Genomic DNA, 19,561 nt, shown 5'->3' with positions numbered 1-19,561 from the left:
CACCACATTTTGATGTTTAACAAAAGCTGACCTGAATTTATATCAATAGAGCTACTAGTTTATCGAATTCACTAATACGCTCAATTACTCATTCGTAAATGAGCTTGAAAAATCAATGCGCGTCCAACACCCTATTCGTGAGAGTCTTGTCATTGAGAAAAGCAGCAAGTCTCCTGACTTATAACATCGTTGTACTCCTTCTCATTCCAGCTGGAACAATGGATATCTTGTACACGACTTGCTCCAAAGAGCGGTTAAATACAGTAGCACGTCTGTTCGTGATTCACACACGATTCCTTTTTAAATCAAAGCATCACTTTGATACTACTTTTCCGATTGATGTGTAAAATGGATAGGACAAAGGTATATGAGCAATCTTTTACATTTTTACACTTCACTACTATTTATTTAAAAAATAGATAATAACAAATAATAATTCATAATAATTAGATAAAATATCTATTTAATAAACAATTTAAAGTGAAACACTTTTATTAAACGCTAAATTTTCACCTGTCTATTTCAACGATATTTTGACCATAATCAAATCATCAACCAACTTACCTCATGATTGTATCTCAAAAAAAATTCTAACTTTAGCTATTCTAAAACACGAAATCGGATAGAGGTTTAACTATTATCCTAAAAGTTGACACATAAGATGAAACATTGGTTGGCAGGAATATTCATGGTAGCTCTGATCACGGGCTGTAAGAAAAAAGTGGAAACGATATACCCTCAAATTCAGGCTATTTCTGAATCAGTTTATGCTTCAGGTGTGGTTAAAAGTGTCAATCAATACCAAGTTTTTCCCAAAAACTCAGGTATTATTTCTTCGCTGAAGATAAAAGAGGGTGATTTTGTGGAAAAAGGGCAAATACTATTCGAAATTGCTAACCCTAGCGCTAAACTCAATATCGAAAATGCAGAGTTGAATTTTGAAAATGCTTCTATAAAATCAAATCAAGAACGTCTGCGAGACGCTGTTATCGCCAAAGATTTAGCCTATCAAAAACTCAAGAATGATTCACTGCTTTGGCGTCGTCAAAATGCGCTTTGGCAACAACAAATCGGAACGAAGGTCGACCAAGAACAGCGTAAATTAGCTTATCATAATTCCCAAACCGCTTTTCAATCAGCCGAGATACGAGTGAGCGAATTGCGTCGTCAGATTAAATTTGCTGCCGAACAATCTGCCAAAAATGTCGCATTAGCCAAGAGTATTGCTTCAGATTTTGCCGTTCGTGCAGAGGTTTCAGGACGCATTTACAGCTTTTCTAAGGAAATCGGAGAAATGGTCTCAATCCAAAATCCTGTCGCTATCATCGGCGATGCCAAGGTTTTTATGCTTGAACTACAAATCGACGAAGATGATATTACGCGTGTAAAAATTGGGCAAAAAGTATTACTCACGCTGGATAGTTATGACAAACAAGTATTTGAAGCAAAAGTCAACGGCATCGACCCTTTGATGAATGAAAAAACTAGGACTTTTACGGTAAAGGCTACTTTTATAGTACAACCTCAAGTATTGTATCCCAACCTCAATGTTGAGGCAAATATCATTACTGCAGAAAGACCGAAGGTATTGACAATTCCAAGAAATTATTTGGTGGATGAACAGTTTGTTTTGGACAAAGATGGTCAAAAAAGAGCTGTAAAAGTTGGACTGAAAGACTTCCAACGTGTCGAAATTTTATCAGGAATTACTGCCCAAGACGCTATTCAAAAACCTGCACTATGAACTACCCACTGATTTGGAATATTGCTCAATCGCTATCCTTGGCTCGTTGGAAACAAACCTTGGTGGCTGCCGTTGGTGTGATGTTTAGTATTACGATGTTCATTGCATTGTTGGGCTTTATGAATGGGCTCAACGACCTCTTGGATAGTTTGGTCTTGAATAGAACCCCTCATGTTCGACTTTTTAACGAAATAAAAGCCAATGAAAATCAGCCTATTTTGCTCGATAATCGCTACCAGAAATACCATAATTTTATCAGGTCTATTAAACCTAATGGAAAAAATGCTCAGATTGCCAACAGCGCTGCCATCATTAGTACGCTAAAAAAAGACAAACGTGTTTTGGGAATTTCCCCCAAAATGATTGCCCAAGTATTTTTCAATGTGGGCGAAACAGATGTCACAGGCGTAGTCAACGGAATAGATGTAGAGGCAGAAGCAAGACTTTTCTCCTTCAGTGACTATGTTACTGAGGGCTCGTACATAGATTTGAAGAATATTCCGAATAGTATTATTTTGGGAAAAGGCTTAGCAGACAAAATGCTGGCAAATATTGGAGATGTGGTGCAAGTGACCACCGCCAAAGGCGATAGATTCCCCTTGAAAGTGGTAGGTTATTTCCAATCGGGACTGGGTGAGATAGACAAAGTTCAAAGTTATACCTCATTAAAAACAGCACAAAAACTCATCGGACAAAGCAATGCCTACGTGACCGATATTCAAATCAAATTGCATGATTTGAATATGGCACCTTCGGTAAGCAAAGAATATGCACAAATTTTTAGCACTGATGCTGAGGATATTCAAACCGCTAATGCCCAATTTGAAACAGGGAGCAGTTTGCGCAGCTTGATTTCGTATGCTGTCGGGATTACCTTGTTGATAGTGGCAGGATTTGGGATTTACAATATCTTGAACATGCTGATTTACGAAAAAATGGATACCATTGCCATCCTAAAGGCTACGGGTTTTTCAGGAAGCGATGTCAAAAAGATATTTATCACCATTGCCATCAGTATCGGTATATTGGGTGGCTGCACTGGACTGTTTTTCGGATTTCTGTTATCACTATTAATCGATAATGTGCCCTTCAAAACGGCGGCTTTACCAACTATAAGCACTTATCCTGTCAATTATGACCTGAAATATTACTTGATAGGTATTACTTTTTCCTTGATTACAACGTATTTAGCGGGTTTATTTCCAGCCCGAAAAGCTAGTAAAATTGACCCAGTGGATATTATCAGAGGAAAATAGGGGGCTGTCGGGTATCGGCATTCGGCAAGAGCCAATTCAACCATAAAATCCTAAATCGACATGTTGCTTGAAGCAAAACATATCAATAAAAGTTTTCATGACCCTGTGACAGTACCTATTTTGAAGGATGTAAGCATCGAAATTCCTCAAGGTCAGTTTACCTCTATAGTAGGAAAATCGGGTTGCGGAAAGTCTACCTTACTTTATATCCTTTCTACGATGGATACCGACTATGAGGGAGAATTGTGGATTGATGGCACTAAACTAACAGGAAAAACGGAGGCAGAATTGGCACGTGTACGCAATGAAAAGATTGGATTTGTTTTTCAATTTCATTACCTCCTCAACGAATTTAGTGTGCTTCAAAATGTGATGTTGCCCGGACTAAAACTAGGAAAGATTTCTCCACAAGAATTAGAACATCGAGCTATTGGGCATCTACGAAAGTTGGGGATGGATGATAAGGCGCTAAAAAAAGCGAATCAGTTATCAGGAGGCGAAAAACAGCGTGTGGCTATCGCACGAGCGCTTATTAATGACCCACTGATTATTATGGGTGACGAACCTACAGGAAATTTGGATAAGAAAAATACGGAAGTGGTTTTTGATATATTCCGTCAATTATCCGAAGAGTACAAACAATCATTGTTGATTGTGACGCATGACCCCAATTTTGCAGGAAGAACCCAGCGTATTATCGAGATGGAGGATGGAAGAGTCATTCAGTAATTTGGAGATAAGCATATTCTCATCTCCAAATTAAGTAATCATTCAGAATAAGATTTAAGTTATGAGTTTAGGCACTAGGCAAAAGGCAAAGAGTGTTAAAGTGTTTTTAAATACAATGTATATACTTTTGCTAAATACCCGAAGCTGAAAGCCGTAAGCTCAAAATTAAATTTTATTTTGCGTACTAACTGATCAATAAATCATCGATTAGCATGGAATTTTGTTCACACGCAATTGGTGGCGACCACCTTCAAATTCTGTATTCAAGAAAGTATCTACAATAGCATAAGCTTCTTCGATGCTAACAAATCTAGCAGGTACACAAACGATATTCGCATCGTTGTGCAAACGTACTAAATTGGCTACTTCTGTATTCCAAGCCAAACCCGCACGGATTCCCTGATGTTTGTTGGCTGTAATAGCCACACCGTTGGCACTTCCGCACAACAAGATACCCAAATCAAACTCTTTTGTTTCAACCGCCGATGCTACTGGATGTGCAAAGTCAGGATAATCGCAAGATGCATTGCTGTATGGACCAAAATCTTTTACCTCGTAACCTTTTGACTGTAAATAATTTACAATTTCCGCTTTGTACTCAAAACCTGCGTGGTCACCTCCGATGGCAATTTTCTTTGACATTTTTGAAAAAAATTCAGTGAATGTGTAACAAAAAATATTTTTTTACGTTAAGCTTTTTTGGTGCTTAGTGCAAAGGTACTGACCATTGTGCAAGAAACCATTATTTTGTAACGATAAAAACCGGAAAAAGCTATGACTGAAAGAGAAAGCGAAAAGTTGTTGAAAGAAGAAGACAAAATTAAAAGAGCTTTTGTTGACCACACTTGGGCAGAAATTCGTTCTGAAGAATCGTGGAGAGTATTCAAGATTATGTCAGAATTTGTAGAAGGTATCGATAAAATGGCAAAAATCGGCCCTTGTGTTTCGATTTTCGGCTCTGCTCGTACAAAACCTGACAACCCTTATTATATCATGGCTGAAGAAATTGCCGCTAAATTGGTTCGCCATGGATATGGTGTAATCACGGGTGGTGGTCCTGGTATTATGGAGGCTGGTAACAAAGGTGCTAAACTACAAGGTGGAAAATCTGTTGGTTTGAATATCGAATTGCCATTTGAGCAACATCCAAATCCATATATCGACAATGATAAGAGTATCAATTTTGACTTTTTCTTTGTTCGTAAAGTAATGTTTGTTAAATACTCACAGGGCTTTATCATCATGCCAGGTGGTTTTGGTACACTCGACGAAATGTTTGAGTCTTTAACGTTGATTCAAACACATAAACTTGGTCGTTTCCCTGTGGTATTAGTCGGTAAAGAGTACTGGGGAGGCTTGCTAGACTGGATTAAAACCACAATGGTAAATGCAGGTAATATCAATCCAGATGACTTAGATTTGATTTCGTTAGTAGATAACCCTACCGACGCTGTTCGCGTAATCGACGATTTCTATTCGAAATATTTGTTGAAGCCGAATTTTTAGGGAATGGAGTGGCGAAGGCATATAGGTTTATAGGCACAAAGGCACAAAGGCACAAAGGCACAAAGTGTTTTATCCTTCCCTTTATGCCTCTGTGCCTTTGCCACTTTGTGCCTCAATACACACTTTCTGCCTCTACAACTGTTCACTCCTACACTAATTCACATCTCCTCTATAATACGCCAAGGCATCTTTCATTTCTTTGGCATTGATGGCAATATCAAAACCGCATTTTCCGATACCTTCCAATAAAGAGAATCTAACTTCTTTTCCTTTATTTTTCTTGTCTTGTGCCGTAAGTGCGATGATTTCTTCAACGTCCTCCGCTTGGATAGTTGCAATTCCATAAACTGAGAAGATAAACTCTTCAATTTCGGCTAATTCTTTTTGTGTAATCAATCCTTTTCTGAAACCTACAAATGCTTCACAAATCATTCCAGCGGCAATAGCTTCGCCATGTAGTAAATGTAATTTTGGTTTACCCAGATAGAAAGTCTCAATTGCGTGCCCGAGCGTATGCCCAAAATTGAGGATTTTACGTAAACCTTTTTCAGTTGGGTCTTGTGCCACAACGGCCTTTTTGATTTCGACAGAGTGACTGATCAAATCAGCAAAATCTTGTGCTTCGAAATCCTTGCGTTTAATCACATCCCATTTGGCTTTATCAGCAATCAAACAATGTTTTACGATTTCGGCAAAACCAGAACGCAATTCATTAAAAGGTAATGTTTTAGTAAAAATAGGATCTATCAAAACGGTATTGGGAATACGAAATACCCCAATATGATTCTTGAAACCATGAAAATCAATACCCAACTTCCCTCCTACGCTGGCGTCTACTTGCGCCAATAAAGTTGTTGGAATTTGGATAAAATCAATCCCTCTTTTATAGGTCGATGCACAAAAACCACCCATATCACCAATCACACCTCCACCGATATTTACGATCAAACTATGTCTATCCAATTCGGCATCGGTCATATCTTGCCAGATTTTTTCGCAAGTAGCTAAGGTTTTTTCTTGCTCACCCGACTTGATTTGAGTAAGTGAATGCTTGGGTAAAAAAGATTTTACGAGCGGATAACAATGGCGTTTGGTATTTTCATCTACAATCACATGTACCTTCGAGTACTTTGAATCAGATAAAAATTGAGGTAAACTTTCTGCGATAGGAGCAATTACAACTGACGACATTTTTGATTTTTGATTAACGTGAAATCGAATTTGAAAGATGGAAATGAGAAATAGTTGAAAATGTTATTTTTCATCCTATCCTCAAATTCAGGTATTTTCTTCGTCAAAGTTACCCATTTTCCCCGAAAACCTCATCCTTATAAAACAAGTTTCACCTGAGACAAATAGGGTTGAATCGTATCATGTAAAGGCGAAAGCTCTGTAATCAGACAATCGATATCGGCTGTAGGCGTCACTTTATAGCGAAGCGCAGTATTCAGTTTTTCGGAAATAGTTGGGATAATCATCTGTTTCGAAGCTTTTATCATGGCTTTTTTAACTTGTACGATTTCATAATCTGAATCCGTAATACCGTCTAAGTCCATACCATTGATACCCAAAATACAAATATCCGCCTTGATTTCGCTGATTTTTTGAACCACCTCAGCCCCAATAGTCACTTTTGACGCATTGGAAAGCTGACCACCCAACAAAATCACATCGGCTTTGGGATGCTCGGCAAGTTCGAGAGCAATAAGGGGACTTATCGTAAAAAAAGTAACCTGTAAAGATTCTGGTAAACGCTTGGCGATTTCACGCATGGTAGTGCCTCCGCTCGTCAAAATCACCATACCGTCTTTAAACAGCTTCAAGGTTTTCATGGCAATTACCTCTTTCTTTTCATACGCATAGGTATCTGCCTGTACAGCCGCCATCTGATACGATTTTGACAAAGCGCCACCATGTACTTTCACCACACGTCCTTCCATCGCCAACTCATTGAGATCACGCCGAATAGTATCTTCGGACACATCCAAAGCCATACTCAAATCTGAGGATAAGACTTTATTATGTAGGTTAATTTCCTTGATGATAAAGGCCTGTCTTTCTTTTTTTAACATACTATTGCGATTAGTAAGCATTAACCTTGCAGGTTTTTGCCGTTTTATTTGAGTATTAATGATTAAGAAATAGGGAATTATACTTAGTTTTTGTAATATATTTATATAAATTTAAACAAATCTGAATAAAATCAATATTTTTGTCAATATTTCCTTGCTTAAAAATGCAGGTATTTGCCTGTTTTAATATTATATTCATGAAAATTTTAGCATAAAAGCGCAAAAATCATTCATCCAATTTTAACCATGTATTGACTTATGAAAAAAACTTTACAAAAACCTTTTATGGTTTTGGTAGCACTGATGCTGATGTCCATTTCGGCACTTGCTCAAACCTATACCATCAAAGGGAAAATCACTTCTCAATCGACGAATGAAGCACTTGCAGGTACTTCAGTAATCATCAAAGGTACCACTTTGGGTACAGTTGCCGATGCTAAAGGCGAATATACCTTACGTGCCAACCTCAAAGAAGGTAGCTACGAATTGATATTCCGTTCTATTGGATATAAAAATGCGACAAAAAATATCACCCTAGGAAATTCAAATACGCTCAATCTTGACCTTGCTCTCAGCGATGATGATGCTTTTGCCTTGGACGAAGTGGTATTTACAGGCTCTACCTTATCGTCTAATAAACGTGAGCTTGGCAATACCATCAACTCTGTAAAAGCGGATGCGCTCCAAAAGACAGGGACAACCAACTTGTTCTCAGCTTTGCAAGGAAAAATTCCGGGGGCGCAAATTACACAAAACTCAGGAGATCCTTCAGGTGGTATTAGTATTCGTTTGAGAGGTACCAAGTCTTTGAGAGGTAGCTCCGACCCTCTTTATGTAATCGACGGGGTGGTTGTAAGTAACGCTTCATCAAACGTATCTCAAATTGCAGTAGATGCTCAGGCGGGTGTAGCCAACCTCGGTACCAACCGTATGGCAGATATTAATCCTCAGGATATTGAAACAATCAACGTATTGAACGGCGCAGCAGCAGCGGCTGTGTACGGTTCACGTGCAAGCAATGGTGTAGTAATTATTACGACCAAACGTGGTAAGTCGGGAACACCAAAGGTTACCTTCTCGACAAGTATGAATGTGAATCAATTGCGCAAGAAAGTGTTTGTAAGCACCTATGGCAAACAGTTTGGTTTTGCAGGCCTACGTTTACATACGATCGGAGGTATTTCGGCAGCCCAAATAGCAGCAAACCCTGGTGTAACAACAACCAATATTTTGAGAGATGGAACTAGTACTTCACTAGCAACTAATTTGGTAGATGTGACTCGATATGATTATCAAGACCAAATTTTCAGAACTGGCGTAGGCACTGATAATTACTTGTCTATTACAGGAGGTAATGAGAAAACACAATATTTGGCTTCGGTTTCGTACATGAAAAATCAAGGCATCATCAAAGGTGCTGATTTTCAACGTTACGGACTTAAAGTACGTGTAGACCAGCACTTAAACAACTGGGCTAAAGTTTCTGCAGGTTTGAATTATATCAACACTTTCTCAAATGAAAAACCAAACGGAAACGTATTCTACAGCCCTATCAACTCTGTAAACATCACCAACAATATTTATGATATTACCAAACGTGATGCCGCAGGAAACCTCTTGGCTGTAGAACCTACCCGTGTAAACCCATTATCTACCATTGAAGATATGGATTTCTCACAGGCTACTAACCGTACTATTGCCGACTTGCAGTTGAATTTGACACCAGCCAGAGGGCTTACGATTGACTGGGTAATGGGTATTGACGCTTTTTCTCAATTAGGAAAAAATACCATCAAACCATATCCTTATGCTACTGAGGCAGGCTTGCCACTAGAGCGCTATCCCTTAGGTTTTGCTGCTACAGCTAGTAGTAATACGTTTTTGTTCAATACTGACGTAAATATTGGTTATGACAAAAATCTTTCGGATGATGTAAAAATGACGTTGACGGCAGGTTTTAACCATCAATATACACAAACCGACATCAGTACAAATACAGGTCAGAACTTGGCACCATTTATCGAAACTGTTAGTGGGGCCGCTTCGACTACTGTAACTGCTACTTACGGACTCGATAGATATGCGGTGACAGGACAGTTTTTTCAAGCAACTTTTGGATACAAAAATCGTGCGTTCTTGACAGGGGCTATCCGTCGTGATGGTTCGACAATCTTCTCTCCAGATCAAACTAATCAGTTATATCCAAAAATCAGTGGTTCGTATGTATTACTCGAAGCACAAGATGGATGGATTAACGGAGCAAAATTACGCGCCTCATTTGGTGATGCAGGTGGTTTGACAGCCTTAGGAACGTATGACCGTTTTTGGCAATTTTCTCCTGCGGCCTATTTGGGTAAAAGCACCATTTTGCCTGGTCGTCAGTTAGCCAATCCATCGGTAAAACCTGAACGTATGCGTGAGTTAGAATTTGGAGGAGATTTTTCTTTAGTAAAAAACAAAGTATCACTAGGTTTGACTTATTATTCACAAAATATTACCGACTTGGTGGTAAACCGTGTACTAGCCGCTTCGTCGGGTGGAACGAGTATTGTAAACAATGTGGGTGAAATGCAGAACAAGGGTTTTGAGGTTTCATTGGGTGCCAATGTTATTAAAACTAAAGACTTCTCTTGGGATGCTAACGTAGTATTTAGTAGCAACCGCAACAAAATCACCAAACTTCCTGGTGGCAACGTAGCTATTACCAACGCAGCGGGTGCTCCTATTTTCTTGATTGAAGGTCAACCAGCATCGGTATTCTATGGCAACCCTTACGCACGCAATGCCGACGGCTCGCTATTACTTACATCGCAAGGTTTTCCACAACGTGAGCGTGGTACACAAACAGGTATTTTGAACTATACGCCACAAAGAAATGCTTCAGGACAACCAACAGGTGCATTTATTACTTCAGTAATTGGTAATCCAAACCCAGATTGGACAGGTTCGTTTAGCTCTAATTTTCAGTACAAAAAATTATCACTTCGCTTCCTATTGGATGCTGTACAAGGCTTGCAAGTATTCAACGCCGACAAGCGTACTCGTAACAATGTAGGTATTGGCGACTTGGCTGAGGCCGAACTACGTGGTACAGCTCCTCGTGGTACTGTTTTCGCCCTTGTTCCGATTGAAGAATATCGTGTAGACAACGGTTCATTTGTCAAACTTCGTGAAGTATCATTAGGGTATTCTTTCGTGAAAGCCTTGGCAGGCAAATACGACTTAAATGTGTCGTTAGTGGGTCGTAACTTGGTTTCGTGGGACAACTACAACGGCTTTGACCCAGAAACAAACGCAGGTGGTAACAGTAGCTTATTGAGAGGTGTAGACTTTGGTAATATTCCAATTCCACGTACTTATCAGTTGACTATTTCTGCAAACTTCTAATAATGGACTAGCAGGATTCATCTCCAATTGTACAAAAGAAAATTTTAGTTAGAGCATTAACAACCTTCATAGGTATGAAAAAATATTTCAATAAAATATCAATTTTGGGATTAGCACTGACCTTAGGCCTTACGGGTTGTCAGAGTGAATATCTCAACCCAAGTTCAGCCAGTGAAACACAAGTAGTAAACGACCCTAATGGCTTAATTGCCTTGTGTAACGGCTTACAATATCGTTTTACGGTATCTCGTACTAGTCCTGTTTACGCTTCGGTTACAGCCGCAGGTTTAACCACAAAGTCGCTGACAGTTCTCAATGCTGGTAATGCCGATGAAGATTTCTTACAAAAAGGCGGAGCCAATGTTACCGAAACCAACGGTGTTGTCAAAAACCTTTGGGAACAATCTAATCTGGTAAAAGCCAACGCTGATTTGATTTTGAACAATGTTTCAAAAGTAAATGACCCTGCATTGAAGGCCTATATCACCGCACATGCTTCGATTTTTAAGGCTATTTCATTAGGCACACTAGCGCAGTTTTTTGAAAAAGTACCCGTTAAAGTTTCTGAGAACGCTGCCTTTAATACTCGTCAAGAAGTTTTGCAGGAAGCTGTGACACTCTTAGAATCTGCTGCCAGTACTGTCGCTACAACGACTGCTCCTACTACTTTCACCAACAGAATTGTTGGCGGGATTGACTATGTAAATACAGCTTATGCCTTGGCTTCAAGGTATTATTTAATGTTGGGTAACAATGACAAAGCAATCGAGCTTGCCAATAAAGTAGACCTTACCAAAAAATCAGAATACAAGTTTGATGAGCAAAGTCGTAACCCTATTTTCGAAACGGCATTGAGCAATATCAACGTGTATCAGCCATTAGATTTGAATATGGGTTTACCAGCTAGTTTGGCACCTAACACTGCTGATAAGCGCATTGACTTTTATTTCAGCGCACGTACTCCTGTACAAGGCGTGTATCGTGGAAAAGGGTTTTTCACAGCAAACACTACCTCGATTCCTGTGTATTTACCAGGCGAAGTAAGCCTAATAAAGGCAGAAGCCTATGCTAGAAAAAATGACTTGACCAATGCGGTAGTTGAATTGAACAAAGTATTGACCAAAACGACAGATGCTTGGGGACTTGGTGCAGGCTTAACACCCTATTCGGGAGCTAATACACAAGATGCAGTTTTGACAGAAATTTATAGAAATCGTCGTATCGAACTATTTATGTCAGGTTTGGATTTGGAGGATTCAAGAAGATTTGCTCGTCCAGGATTTGACAAAGGTACCAGTGCAGAGCGCTCTCGTAACTATTATCCATATCCCAATACGGAGCGTTTGAATAACCCTTCAACTCCTAGTAATCCTGATAATTAACTTATTTTACCTTTAATCAACATAACTAAATAACAAAACAGAAAGGGGTAAGCCTCCGCTTGCCCTTTTCTATGTTTTGAATGAAAAATATCAGTTCGAGTGAAAATCATAATTTGTATTTTCTTAACATACAAATCATTCTAAACTCTATTAATTCCAACATTTTGTGTACTCAAACCTATAGATGTATTCATTTTTAAGTAAAAAATATTGATTCAATTTTTGTACTCATAATTGATCTTAATCGCTTCTCGACAAGTGTTTTATTTTTTACTTAGGTAGTAATGCAAAACAAGATTGTATTACTAAATACGTAGCCTAGGGTGGTAAAATTAAGTATATTTTGCCCACCTAATTACCTCTATTTACTGATTATACACCATTTGGAGTATGTTTTTCTCCTCGCTTCATTTCTGTATTTAGTCATTATCTCGGTTTGTCAGCCATGTATTATCATTTCGTTCATTTCATATAAATCATACACAATGTCTTTTCAAATCAACAACAACCAATTTTATTTATGAAACAAATACTACTCAACAAACTCACATGGCTTCTCATGTGCATTGTATTAGGAACAGTGCAATTGAGTTATGGCCAAGACAGACAGGTAACAGGAAAGGTTACTAATGCCGAGGACAATGCAGGTTTGGCAGGTGTAAGCATTAGTATCAAAGGCACTTCCAAAGGTGCAACTACAGGTGAAGATGGATCCTTCAAGATTTCTGTGACAGACAACACCATTTTAGTTTTTAGTTTTTTGGGTTTTGAAAAACAGGAAGTTAAGGTAGGAAAACAATCCAAAATCGATGTATCCTTAAAATCCATGACCTCCGCACTCGACGAAGTAGTGGTAACAGCTTTAGGTATTAAGCAAGAAAAAAGAGCCTTAGGTTACTCTGTACAAGATGTAAAAGGGGATGAAATTTCGAACACAGGACGCAGTAACTTTTTGATGGCCATGCAAGGTCGTGTGGCAGGACTTACGATGACACCCACAACAGGTTTGCCTGGCGCATCGGCACAAGTACAGCTTCGTGGTGCTACGTCTATTGGTGGTAGCAACTCCCCGTTGTATGTAATTGATGGTCTGCCAGTAAGTAACAATACCTTCTCGCAAGGCGGTTTGGTATCCGACGGTCCAAACCGTGCCAACGACTATATGAACCGTATTGCTGATATTAACCCCAATGATATTGAGAGCATTACAGTATTGAAAGGTCTTGAAGCGGCAGCGCTTTATGGTTCTGAAGGTTCATCTGGGGTAATCATGATTACGACTAAAAAAGGTTCAAAAGGAGCAACAAGAGTAAATTACAGCAACTCTTTTGACTTTTCGAATATATATCGTTTTGTAGAAACCCAAAAAGTATATGGTAGAGGCTCGTATGGTGTAATTGACCCAACTGCTACTGCGTATCGTGGGCCAAAATATGCAGAGGGTAGTAATACACAGCTTTATGATAACACGGGTAATTTCTTCCAAACTGGTACAACACAGCGTCATAATTTGAGTGTTGAAGGTGGTCAAAAAATTACTTATCGTTTCTCTGCTGCCTATACTGACCAGTTGGGTGTTGTACCTACCACGGGTATGAAACAGTTTCAAACCAAATTGACTGGTAGTGCCGAAATTGCAAGAGGCATAACAGTCACCAACTCATTTGCGTTAACTAACTCAGATATTACCAAAGCCTATAGAGGAGCAAACGGTATGTATCTGAGCGCATTAGGATGGCCTGCCAACGACGATATGCGTAACTATCTGAATATTGACGGAACAAGACGTCGTTTGGTTTCTGCCGACAACTCTGAATTAGATAATCCTTACTTTAGTTTATACAAAAACCAAAACAAGGAGAGAACGCTTCGTATGATTGAAAATATCTCTCTTTCGGCAGATATTAAGCCTTGGCTAAACGTAACTGGTCGTTTTGGTGTTGATACCTACACTACTTTCCTCAACCTTTTGATTCACCCAGAATCTGGTAGTGGTTCGAGTGCAGGAGCGGCGGCGAATGGTATTGCAGCCAAAGGATATATCGACAATGCGATTGACGTAGGTAGAATCTTTAACGGAAACTTTATCGCTACTGCCAAAAAGAAAATTGGGGATATCGACGGATCTATTTTAGTGGGTACTTCTTTTCAAGATGACAAATCTGAAGTAAATGCTTCTTATGGTGAAAAACTCTATTTGCCAGAATTTAACAGTATCAACAATACCGACGTAACAACACAAAGAGGAAAAGTAACGATTCAGCAGAAACGTTTACAAAGTGTTTTTGCTAGTTTAGATTTGAACTATAAAGATATCCTATATTTGAAAGCTACTGGTAGAAATGACTGGTCATCGGCACTTTATGGCGCTACTCGATACGACTATTTCTATCCTTCGGTGAGTGCTAGTTTTGTCTTTACAGAATTACCAGCTTTCAAAGATTTAGGATTCCTTTCGTTTGGTAAACTTCGTGCGTCTTATGCCCAAACAGGTAAAGACCCTGCAACGCCATACAAAATCAAGTCGACCCTTACGCCACAAACTACTACTGACGGTGGCTTTGCTTATGGATTCTACGGGGGTAACCCAAATTTGAAACCAGAACGAGGTGTTGGTATGGAAATTGGTGCTGAATTACGTTTCTTCAAAGGTCGTTTGAATGTTGATGCAGCCTTTTATTCGAACGAACGTTCTGACCAAATCGTAACACAACGTTTGAGCTATGCCACAGGTTTTATCTTTGCTTTGTTGAATGGTGGAACATTCTCAAACAAAGGTGTTGAACTACAATTGTCTGGTTCTCCTGTAAAAACATCTAATTTCTCGTGGGATGTAAATGTCAACTTCTCGAAGTTTACGACAGATGTAAAAAATCTTCCTGCCGACGTAGCTGAATATTATAACTCAGACACTTGGTTATACAACAATGCTCGTGCAAGTGCTTTTGTAGGAGATTTGTCAAAATATTTTACCACTCTTGACAACTTAAGCTATTACCAACAATGGGCTGGCTCCGCAACTGCGATTGGTGGATATAGCTATTTGCGCAACAAAAGAGGAGATATTTTGATTAACCCTGCTACGGGTTTACCCATCAAAAACACCAACTTTTTACCTATTGGTGACCGTAACCCAGATTTCTCTGTTGGTTTAAGAAACTCTTTTACTTATAAGTCTATCAATCTATCTTTCTTATTGGATATTCGTAAAGGTGGCGATGTATTCAACGGTAATGCTATGTGGTTATATGAGCGTGGTTTGAGTACCAAAACACTCGATCGCAATACGCCAATTATCTACAAAGGTGTATTAAGAGATGGTTATGAAAATACAGACAATCCAACGCCAAACACTGTCCAAATTACGCCAAGCACTAGCACCAACCAAAGTTTCTACAGTTCATTGGCTGAATCAGATTTTGTTGAACACAATATCAACTGGCTTCGTATGCGTGATGTAAGCTTATCTTATTCACTTCCATCAAAAGTTTTGAGTAGTGTAAAATGGGTTAAGAATGCCTCTATTTTCGTTCGTGGCACCGAGTTGTTCTTGATTACCAATTACACGGGTGCTGACCCAAGTGTAAACGGTACTACTGCTACATCGTTGGGTGTTGGTGCTGCTGGTATCGACTTCGGTACAGTTTCATTGCCTCGCACATTCAGTACTGGTATCAACGTAACGTTCTAATTGAAATCTGTTTTTATTTAAAATTCAGTTAAAACAAAAGAAAGACATGAAAAAAGTATCATCCTATATATTTCTTGCGGCTACAGCACTTTTGATGAGTAGTTGTCAAGATTATCTCAATATCAACGAAGACCCAAGCAATCCACAAGTTGCAGAAGGTTATGCACTCCTACCGCCTATTATGGCTCAAATGGTTCGTGGCGAACAATTTGATGGACGTTATGCAGGTCAGTATTCACAAGTTTGGTCATCCTCTGCTGCCAACAATACATGGGATTTACATAGCTATGCATCTGGGTCGGATGCAGGGGGCGAAAAATGGCGTTCACATTATTGGTCTATAGGTACTAATATTGATTTGATTGTAGCTGACGGGGTAGCCAAACAAAAATGGGATTACGTTGGAGCTGCCAAAGCAATTCGCGCATGGTCGTGGCAAAGTACTACCGACTGGCATTGCGAAATGGTGTTAAAGCAAGCCTTTGAACCTAACCGCTATGTTTTCGACTATGATTCTCAAGATTTAATTTATGAAGAAGTTCGCCGATTGAGTCAAGAAGCTTTAGACAACCTCAACAAAACTGGCGATGGCGTCGGTTCATTGGTAAGAGGTGATAAAGTTTATAGTGGCAATGTAGACAAATGGAAGAAGTTTGTGTATGCAAACTTGGCTCGTAATGCCAACCATATCAGCAATAAGAGCTCTTATAATCCTGATAAGGTAATCGAATATTGCGATAAAGCGATGTCATCTAATGCCGACAACTTCATGGTTCCTCACCGTGGCTCAAGTACTGCCGATGGAAATTTCTTCGGACCACTTCGTGACAATATGCAATCATTTCGCCAAACTGACTTTAGTATCAGTCTATTGGATGGTCGTGTGTTCAACGGTGTGGTAGACCCACGCTTGCCTTTGATGTTTACCGCTTGTGTAGATGGTGTTTTCAGAGGTGTAACTCCTGGGAGTGTTGACCCGAATGCTACGCCAGTCGACAACCCTAGGCGTGTGCCTATTCTTTGGGGTGTTCCTCCGTCTGCATTGGTTGGCAAATCACCAGTAGATGTTACCAAAGGAAAATACATTTACAAAGACGATGCTCCATTCCCAATTATTACTTATTCAGAAATTCAGTTTATCAAAGCTGAGGCAGCATTCAAGAAAGGTGATAAAGCTACAGCTTTGGCTGCCTATAAAAATGCCATCGCTGCTCACATGGATTTTGTAGGAGTATCTGCAACTGATAAGGCTGCTTTTCTAGCAAGTAAAGCGGTTAAGCAAACAGGTGCTGATTTGACACTTAGTGATATTATGTGCCAAAAATTCATTGCCTTATACGCTCACGGAAACATAGAAACTTGGGTAGACCTTCGTAGATATAAATACGATGCCAATATTTACACTGGATTTACACTACCTAGGACATTGGCTACCGACAATAACGGTAAGCCAGCTCAAAGAGTTCGTCCTCGTTACAACTCAGAATATGTGTGGAACCGTGCCTCTTTGGATAAACTAGGTGGAAATAACCCTGATTACCATACTTACGAACAGTGGTTTACAAAGCCTGAATAAAATAAGAAATGAAAGGAAAATGAATAGTATATTACAAAGAATAATCATTTTCCTTGTTGTACAAATGGTTAACACGTACTTGCATTTCTGAATATTTTTTTAAAATAGAGAGTATTTTTCTCCTAAATTTTACAAAAATGACATACAAAAGATTTTTATCAATAATAACCCTCGCTACTAGCATTTTCGGACTGGCAGCCTGTGGTGAACAAGCAGATTCTTTTCAAAATATTCTTCCAGCAACAGGTAGTCGCCTCAAATTTATTCATGCGGCACCAGATGTTGCAGGGGTAGATATTTATTTGAACGATAAAAAGTTTTCAGGAGTGAACACTACGCCTCCTGCGGCACCAAATTTGCTTACCTATGGTAATGCCTTTCCTCTCACGGCAGAATATGCGACTTATCCAGCAGGTGCAACCAAAGTTGGAGTAGTTATTCCTTCTTTGAATAATGCGGTTGGACTTACAGCCAATGTAAATCTTGAAGATGGGAAGTATTATTCAGTGTTTGCAACAGGGGTATCACCCAATTATTCGGCAGTAGCTTTAGAAGACAAATTCCCTGCTGCCAATGGTAAAAATATCTATGTACGAGTTTTGAACTTAGTGTCTAACTCTACAACGATTGATTTTACGGTAAATGGGCAGACCATTGCGACGAATATTGCTTACAAAAATGCCGATAATACTTTTTATACAGTTCCTATCGACAATTTCTTATCTGGTACGATTACTGTACCATTTATTACAAAAGTTTCGGGAGGTGTGGCGCTGGTAACTACAGCCACTGTCAACCAAACGTTGGTTGTGCCAGGCAAATGCTACACAGTATATGTAAGAGGAATGGTAACAACAGATGCAAAAAATCCGACCAAATATACACCTACAGCTAGTGTATTGGTCAATAGATAAGTTTCAGTGATGAATTGTGAGTGATGAATTGTGAATGTAATTTTTTAATGATCAATTCATCACTCAGCATTGTTACTTAATGAATGGAGCGTGGAGGCGTATCCGTCCAGAAAAGCTTTCTTTATCACAGTAAGTATTCAAGTATTGAACATACTTACTCAAAAGTTAATTAATTAAGACAGATGTGTACACTATAAAGGGTGAGATGTATTTTCTCACCCTTTTTTATTTAGGTAAAATCATCAAAATATTACTTACACTACGCTCACCGAAATGGTCAAATAGTTTATTGTCAGAAGGAAAATTTACGACTCCATGATCAGGTTTATCCTTGATATACATGGTTGTGGAGCCTCCTCCATCGAGATTAATGGCATTTTTACATCCAAGGTTTTTGGTTAAAAAAGTCAACTCCTGCAAACTCATCCCTTGCGCTTCGGTGTTGCGACCATCGACTGTTATCAGTAAAATTTCTTTGGTCTTGGTAATACAAGCACAAGTACGCGGATGTCGGTTATTGGTAAAAGCATTATTTTTGAGAGGCTCTTCTTTATCATCAAATAACAATAATGGTCCTGTTACCATGATGCTCTCTTCAGAAAGTTTCCTTTCCCAAAAGGGTAAAGTATCTCCTTTTTCAATAGCAATCTTGTTCTTATGAATCACAATTGCCGAGCGACTATGATCGGGTAGTGCTTTGCGGGGATTATATGTTGCGGTATCCAACACATTCCCTTCTATCTTGATTAAGTCAACAGCCCCACCTTTTTTGGTATTAAAAAATCCACCATTCACAGCCACCAAAGCATTACTTGTAGCAGCAATCAAACTTGTTTTGAGTAATTTTCTGGTAGTATCTGACTCTTTATGATGAATATCTGCTGAACCCAAGGCAAATTTTACAGCTTTATTCTTCAGCTTGCTTCTTAAAATATGAATGCTCTGGTTTGATTCAAATAATTCTTTTTGCTGAAAATGAAAATATTGCCAGACAAGACCATTTCCTAGATTTTCAGTTTTCCAAATCGTATTCTTTAAGACCTCTACATCTTTTTTTGATTGTGAATAACTTCCAAAGATTGAAATAAAACTACAGGTTAGTAGTAAGAGATATTTTTTCATATTGTTGGTAAAAGTTTAGTAAAACAAAACAACATACCCATAAATAAGCAACTTAGTAGCCTTTCCTGACTTGATAAAAGCAAAAAAAGCCCTTCGTAAAAATACGAAGGGCTTATATTATAGCTGAGTAATAAAATCTATATTAAGAATAAATTGATTATTCAAAATTCACAACTCATCAT

Annotated in this window: 13 protein-coding genes and 1 riboswitch; of the genes, 9 read left to right on the top strand and 4 right to left on the bottom strand. The window is 38.9% G+C overall.

Annotated elements, in window-relative coordinates; genetic code table 11:
- Positions 1-145: 145 nt before the first annotated feature.
- Positions 146-344: riboswitch (cobalamin riboswitch) on the bottom strand.
- A 317-nt stretch (positions 345-661) separates the two neighbouring features.
- Genes BWI92_RS21060 through BWI92_RS21050 form a run of 3 tightly spaced genes read left to right on the top strand, consistent with a single transcriptional unit; the run spans position 662 to position 3,729 of the window.
- Entirely contained in the window at positions 662-1,744 is a 1,083-nt protein-coding gene (locus tag BWI92_RS21060) for an efflux RND transporter periplasmic adaptor subunit (protein ID WP_095166503.1), read from the top strand.
- Positions 1,741-3,000: an FtsX-like permease family protein gene (locus BWI92_RS21055; RefSeq protein ID WP_095166501.1), complete on the top strand. Its 1,260-nt coding sequence runs from the start codon at positions 1,741-1,743 to the stop codon at positions 2,998-3,000. Before BWI92_RS21060 ends, BWI92_RS21055 begins: the two co-directional genes overlap by 4 nt.
- Positions 3,001-3,060: 60 nt before the next feature.
- A complete protein-coding gene (locus tag BWI92_RS21050) occupies positions 3,061-3,729 on the top strand; it encodes an ABC transporter ATP-binding protein (protein ID WP_095166499.1) in 669 nt (222 codons plus the stop codon).
- Between the two features lie 207 nt (positions 3,730-3,936).
- Here BWI92_RS21050 and rpiB read toward each other — a convergent pair whose 3' ends face one another.
- A complete protein-coding gene (gene rpiB, locus BWI92_RS21045) occupies positions 3,937-4,371 on the bottom strand; it encodes a ribose 5-phosphate isomerase B (RefSeq protein WP_095166497.1) in 435 nt (144 codons plus the stop codon).
- 132 nt (positions 4,372-4,503) lie between these two features.
- Between rpiB and BWI92_RS21040 the strand changes: the two genes are divergently transcribed.
- A complete protein-coding gene (locus tag BWI92_RS21040; protein WP_095166495.1) occupies positions 4,504-5,235 on the top strand; it encodes a TIGR00730 family Rossman fold protein in 732 nt (243 codons plus the stop codon).
- Between the two features lie 153 nt (positions 5,236-5,388).
- On the opposite strand, the gene aroB is transcribed toward BWI92_RS21040, so the two are convergent.
- Both aroB and BWI92_RS21030 read right to left on the bottom strand, forming a co-directional pair.
- Positions 5,389-6,426 carry a 3-dehydroquinate synthase gene (gene aroB, locus BWI92_RS21035; RefSeq protein WP_095166493.1) on the bottom strand — a complete coding sequence of 346 codons (1,038 nt, stop codon included), beginning with the start codon at positions 6,424-6,426 and terminating at the stop codon, positions 5,389-5,391.
- A 137-nt stretch (positions 6,427-6,563) separates the two neighbouring features.
- The gene (locus BWI92_RS21030) at positions 6,564-7,307 is read right to left on the bottom strand and encodes a DeoR/GlpR family DNA-binding transcription regulator (protein ID WP_095166609.1); all 744 of its coding nucleotides are present in this window, start codon (positions 7,305-7,307) and stop codon (positions 6,564-6,566) included.
- A gap of 258 nt (positions 7,308-7,565) precedes the next feature.
- Here BWI92_RS21030 and BWI92_RS21025 point away from each other — a divergent pair, with 258 nt between their 5' ends.
- The 5 genes from BWI92_RS21025 (at position 7,566) to BWI92_RS21005 (ending at position 18,257) form a co-directional block, all read left to right on the top strand.
- Positions 7,566-10,694, top strand: a complete 3,129-nt coding sequence (locus tag BWI92_RS21025) for a SusC/RagA family TonB-linked outer membrane protein (RefSeq protein WP_095166491.1) — start codon at positions 7,566-7,568, stop codon at positions 10,692-10,694.
- Between the two features lie 74 nt (positions 10,695-10,768).
- The gene (locus BWI92_RS21020) at positions 10,769-12,076 is read left to right on the top strand and encodes a RagB/SusD family nutrient uptake outer membrane protein (protein ID WP_095166488.1); all 1,308 of its coding nucleotides are present in this window, start codon (positions 10,769-10,771) and stop codon (positions 12,074-12,076) included.
- A 520-nt stretch (positions 12,077-12,596) separates the two neighbouring features.
- The gene (locus BWI92_RS21015; RefSeq protein WP_229363440.1) at positions 12,597-15,767 is read left to right on the top strand and encodes a SusC/RagA family TonB-linked outer membrane protein; all 3,171 of its coding nucleotides are present in this window, start codon (positions 12,597-12,599) and stop codon (positions 15,765-15,767) included.
- A gap of 46 nt (positions 15,768-15,813) precedes the next feature.
- Positions 15,814-17,343: a SusD/RagB family nutrient-binding outer membrane lipoprotein gene (locus BWI92_RS21010; protein WP_095166484.1), complete on the top strand. Its 1,530-nt coding sequence runs from the start codon at positions 15,814-15,816 to the stop codon at positions 17,341-17,343.
- 137 nt (positions 17,344-17,480) lie between these two features.
- Positions 17,481-18,257, top strand: coding sequence for a DUF4397 domain-containing protein (locus BWI92_RS21005; RefSeq protein ID WP_095166482.1), 777 nt, complete (start codon positions 17,481-17,483; stop codon positions 18,255-18,257).
- Between the two features lie 225 nt (positions 18,258-18,482).
- Here BWI92_RS21005 and BWI92_RS21000 read toward each other — a convergent pair whose 3' ends face one another.
- Positions 18,483-19,379 carry a phosphodiester glycosidase family protein gene (locus BWI92_RS21000; protein ID WP_095166480.1) on the bottom strand — a complete coding sequence of 299 codons (897 nt, stop codon included), beginning with the start codon at positions 19,377-19,379 and terminating at the stop codon, positions 18,483-18,485.
- Between the last annotated feature and the right edge of the window lie 182 nt (positions 19,380-19,561).

This window comes from Flectobacillus sp. BAB-3569, from assembly GCF_002270355.1.
GTDB classification, from domain to species: Bacteria; Bacteroidota; Bacteroidia; order Cytophagales; family Spirosomataceae; genus Flectobacillus; species Flectobacillus roseus.
This window is presented reverse-complemented; position numbering and strand designations above follow the sequence as displayed.

Bases quoted from the DNA above. Each gene is read 5' to 3' on its own strand.
- BWI92_RS21030 (WP_095166609.1), bottom strand. From the start codon at position 7,307: ATGTTAAAAAAAGAAAGACAGGCCTTTATCATCAAGGAAATTAACCTA.
- BWI92_RS21010 (WP_095166484.1), top strand. From the start codon at position 15,814: ATGAAAAAAGTATCATCCTATATATTTCTTGCGGCTACAGCACTTTTG.
- BWI92_RS21060 (WP_095166503.1), top strand. From the start codon at position 662: ATGAAACATTGGTTGGCAGGAATATTCATGGTAGCTCTGATCACGGGC.
- BWI92_RS21005 (WP_095166482.1), top strand. From the start codon at position 17,481: ATGACATACAAAAGATTTTTATCAATAATAACCCTCGCTACTAGCATT.
- rpiB (WP_095166497.1), bottom strand. From the start codon at position 4,371: ATGTCAAAGAAAATTGCCATCGGAGGTGACCACGCAGGTTTTGAGTAC.
- BWI92_RS21015 (WP_229363440.1), top strand. From the start codon at position 12,597: ATGAAACAAATACTACTCAACAAACTCACATGGCTTCTCATGTGCATT.
- BWI92_RS21050 (WP_095166499.1), top strand. From the start codon at position 3,061: ATGTTGCTTGAAGCAAAACATATCAATAAAAGTTTTCATGACCCTGTG.
- BWI92_RS21000 (WP_095166480.1), bottom strand. From the start codon at position 19,379: ATGAAAAAATATCTCTTACTACTAACCTGTAGTTTTATTTCAATCTTT.
- aroB (WP_095166493.1), bottom strand. From the start codon at position 6,426: ATGTCGTCAGTTGTAATTGCTCCTATCGCAGAAAGTTTACCTCAATTT.
- BWI92_RS21020 (WP_095166488.1), top strand. From the start codon at position 10,769: ATGAAAAAATATTTCAATAAAATATCAATTTTGGGATTAGCACTGACC.
- BWI92_RS21040 (WP_095166495.1), top strand. From the start codon at position 4,504: ATGACTGAAAGAGAAAGCGAAAAGTTGTTGAAAGAAGAAGACAAAATT.
- BWI92_RS21025 (WP_095166491.1), top strand. From the start codon at position 7,566: ATGAAAAAAACTTTACAAAAACCTTTTATGGTTTTGGTAGCACTGATG.
- BWI92_RS21055 (WP_095166501.1), top strand. From the start codon at position 1,741: ATGAACTACCCACTGATTTGGAATATTGCTCAATCGCTATCCTTGGCT.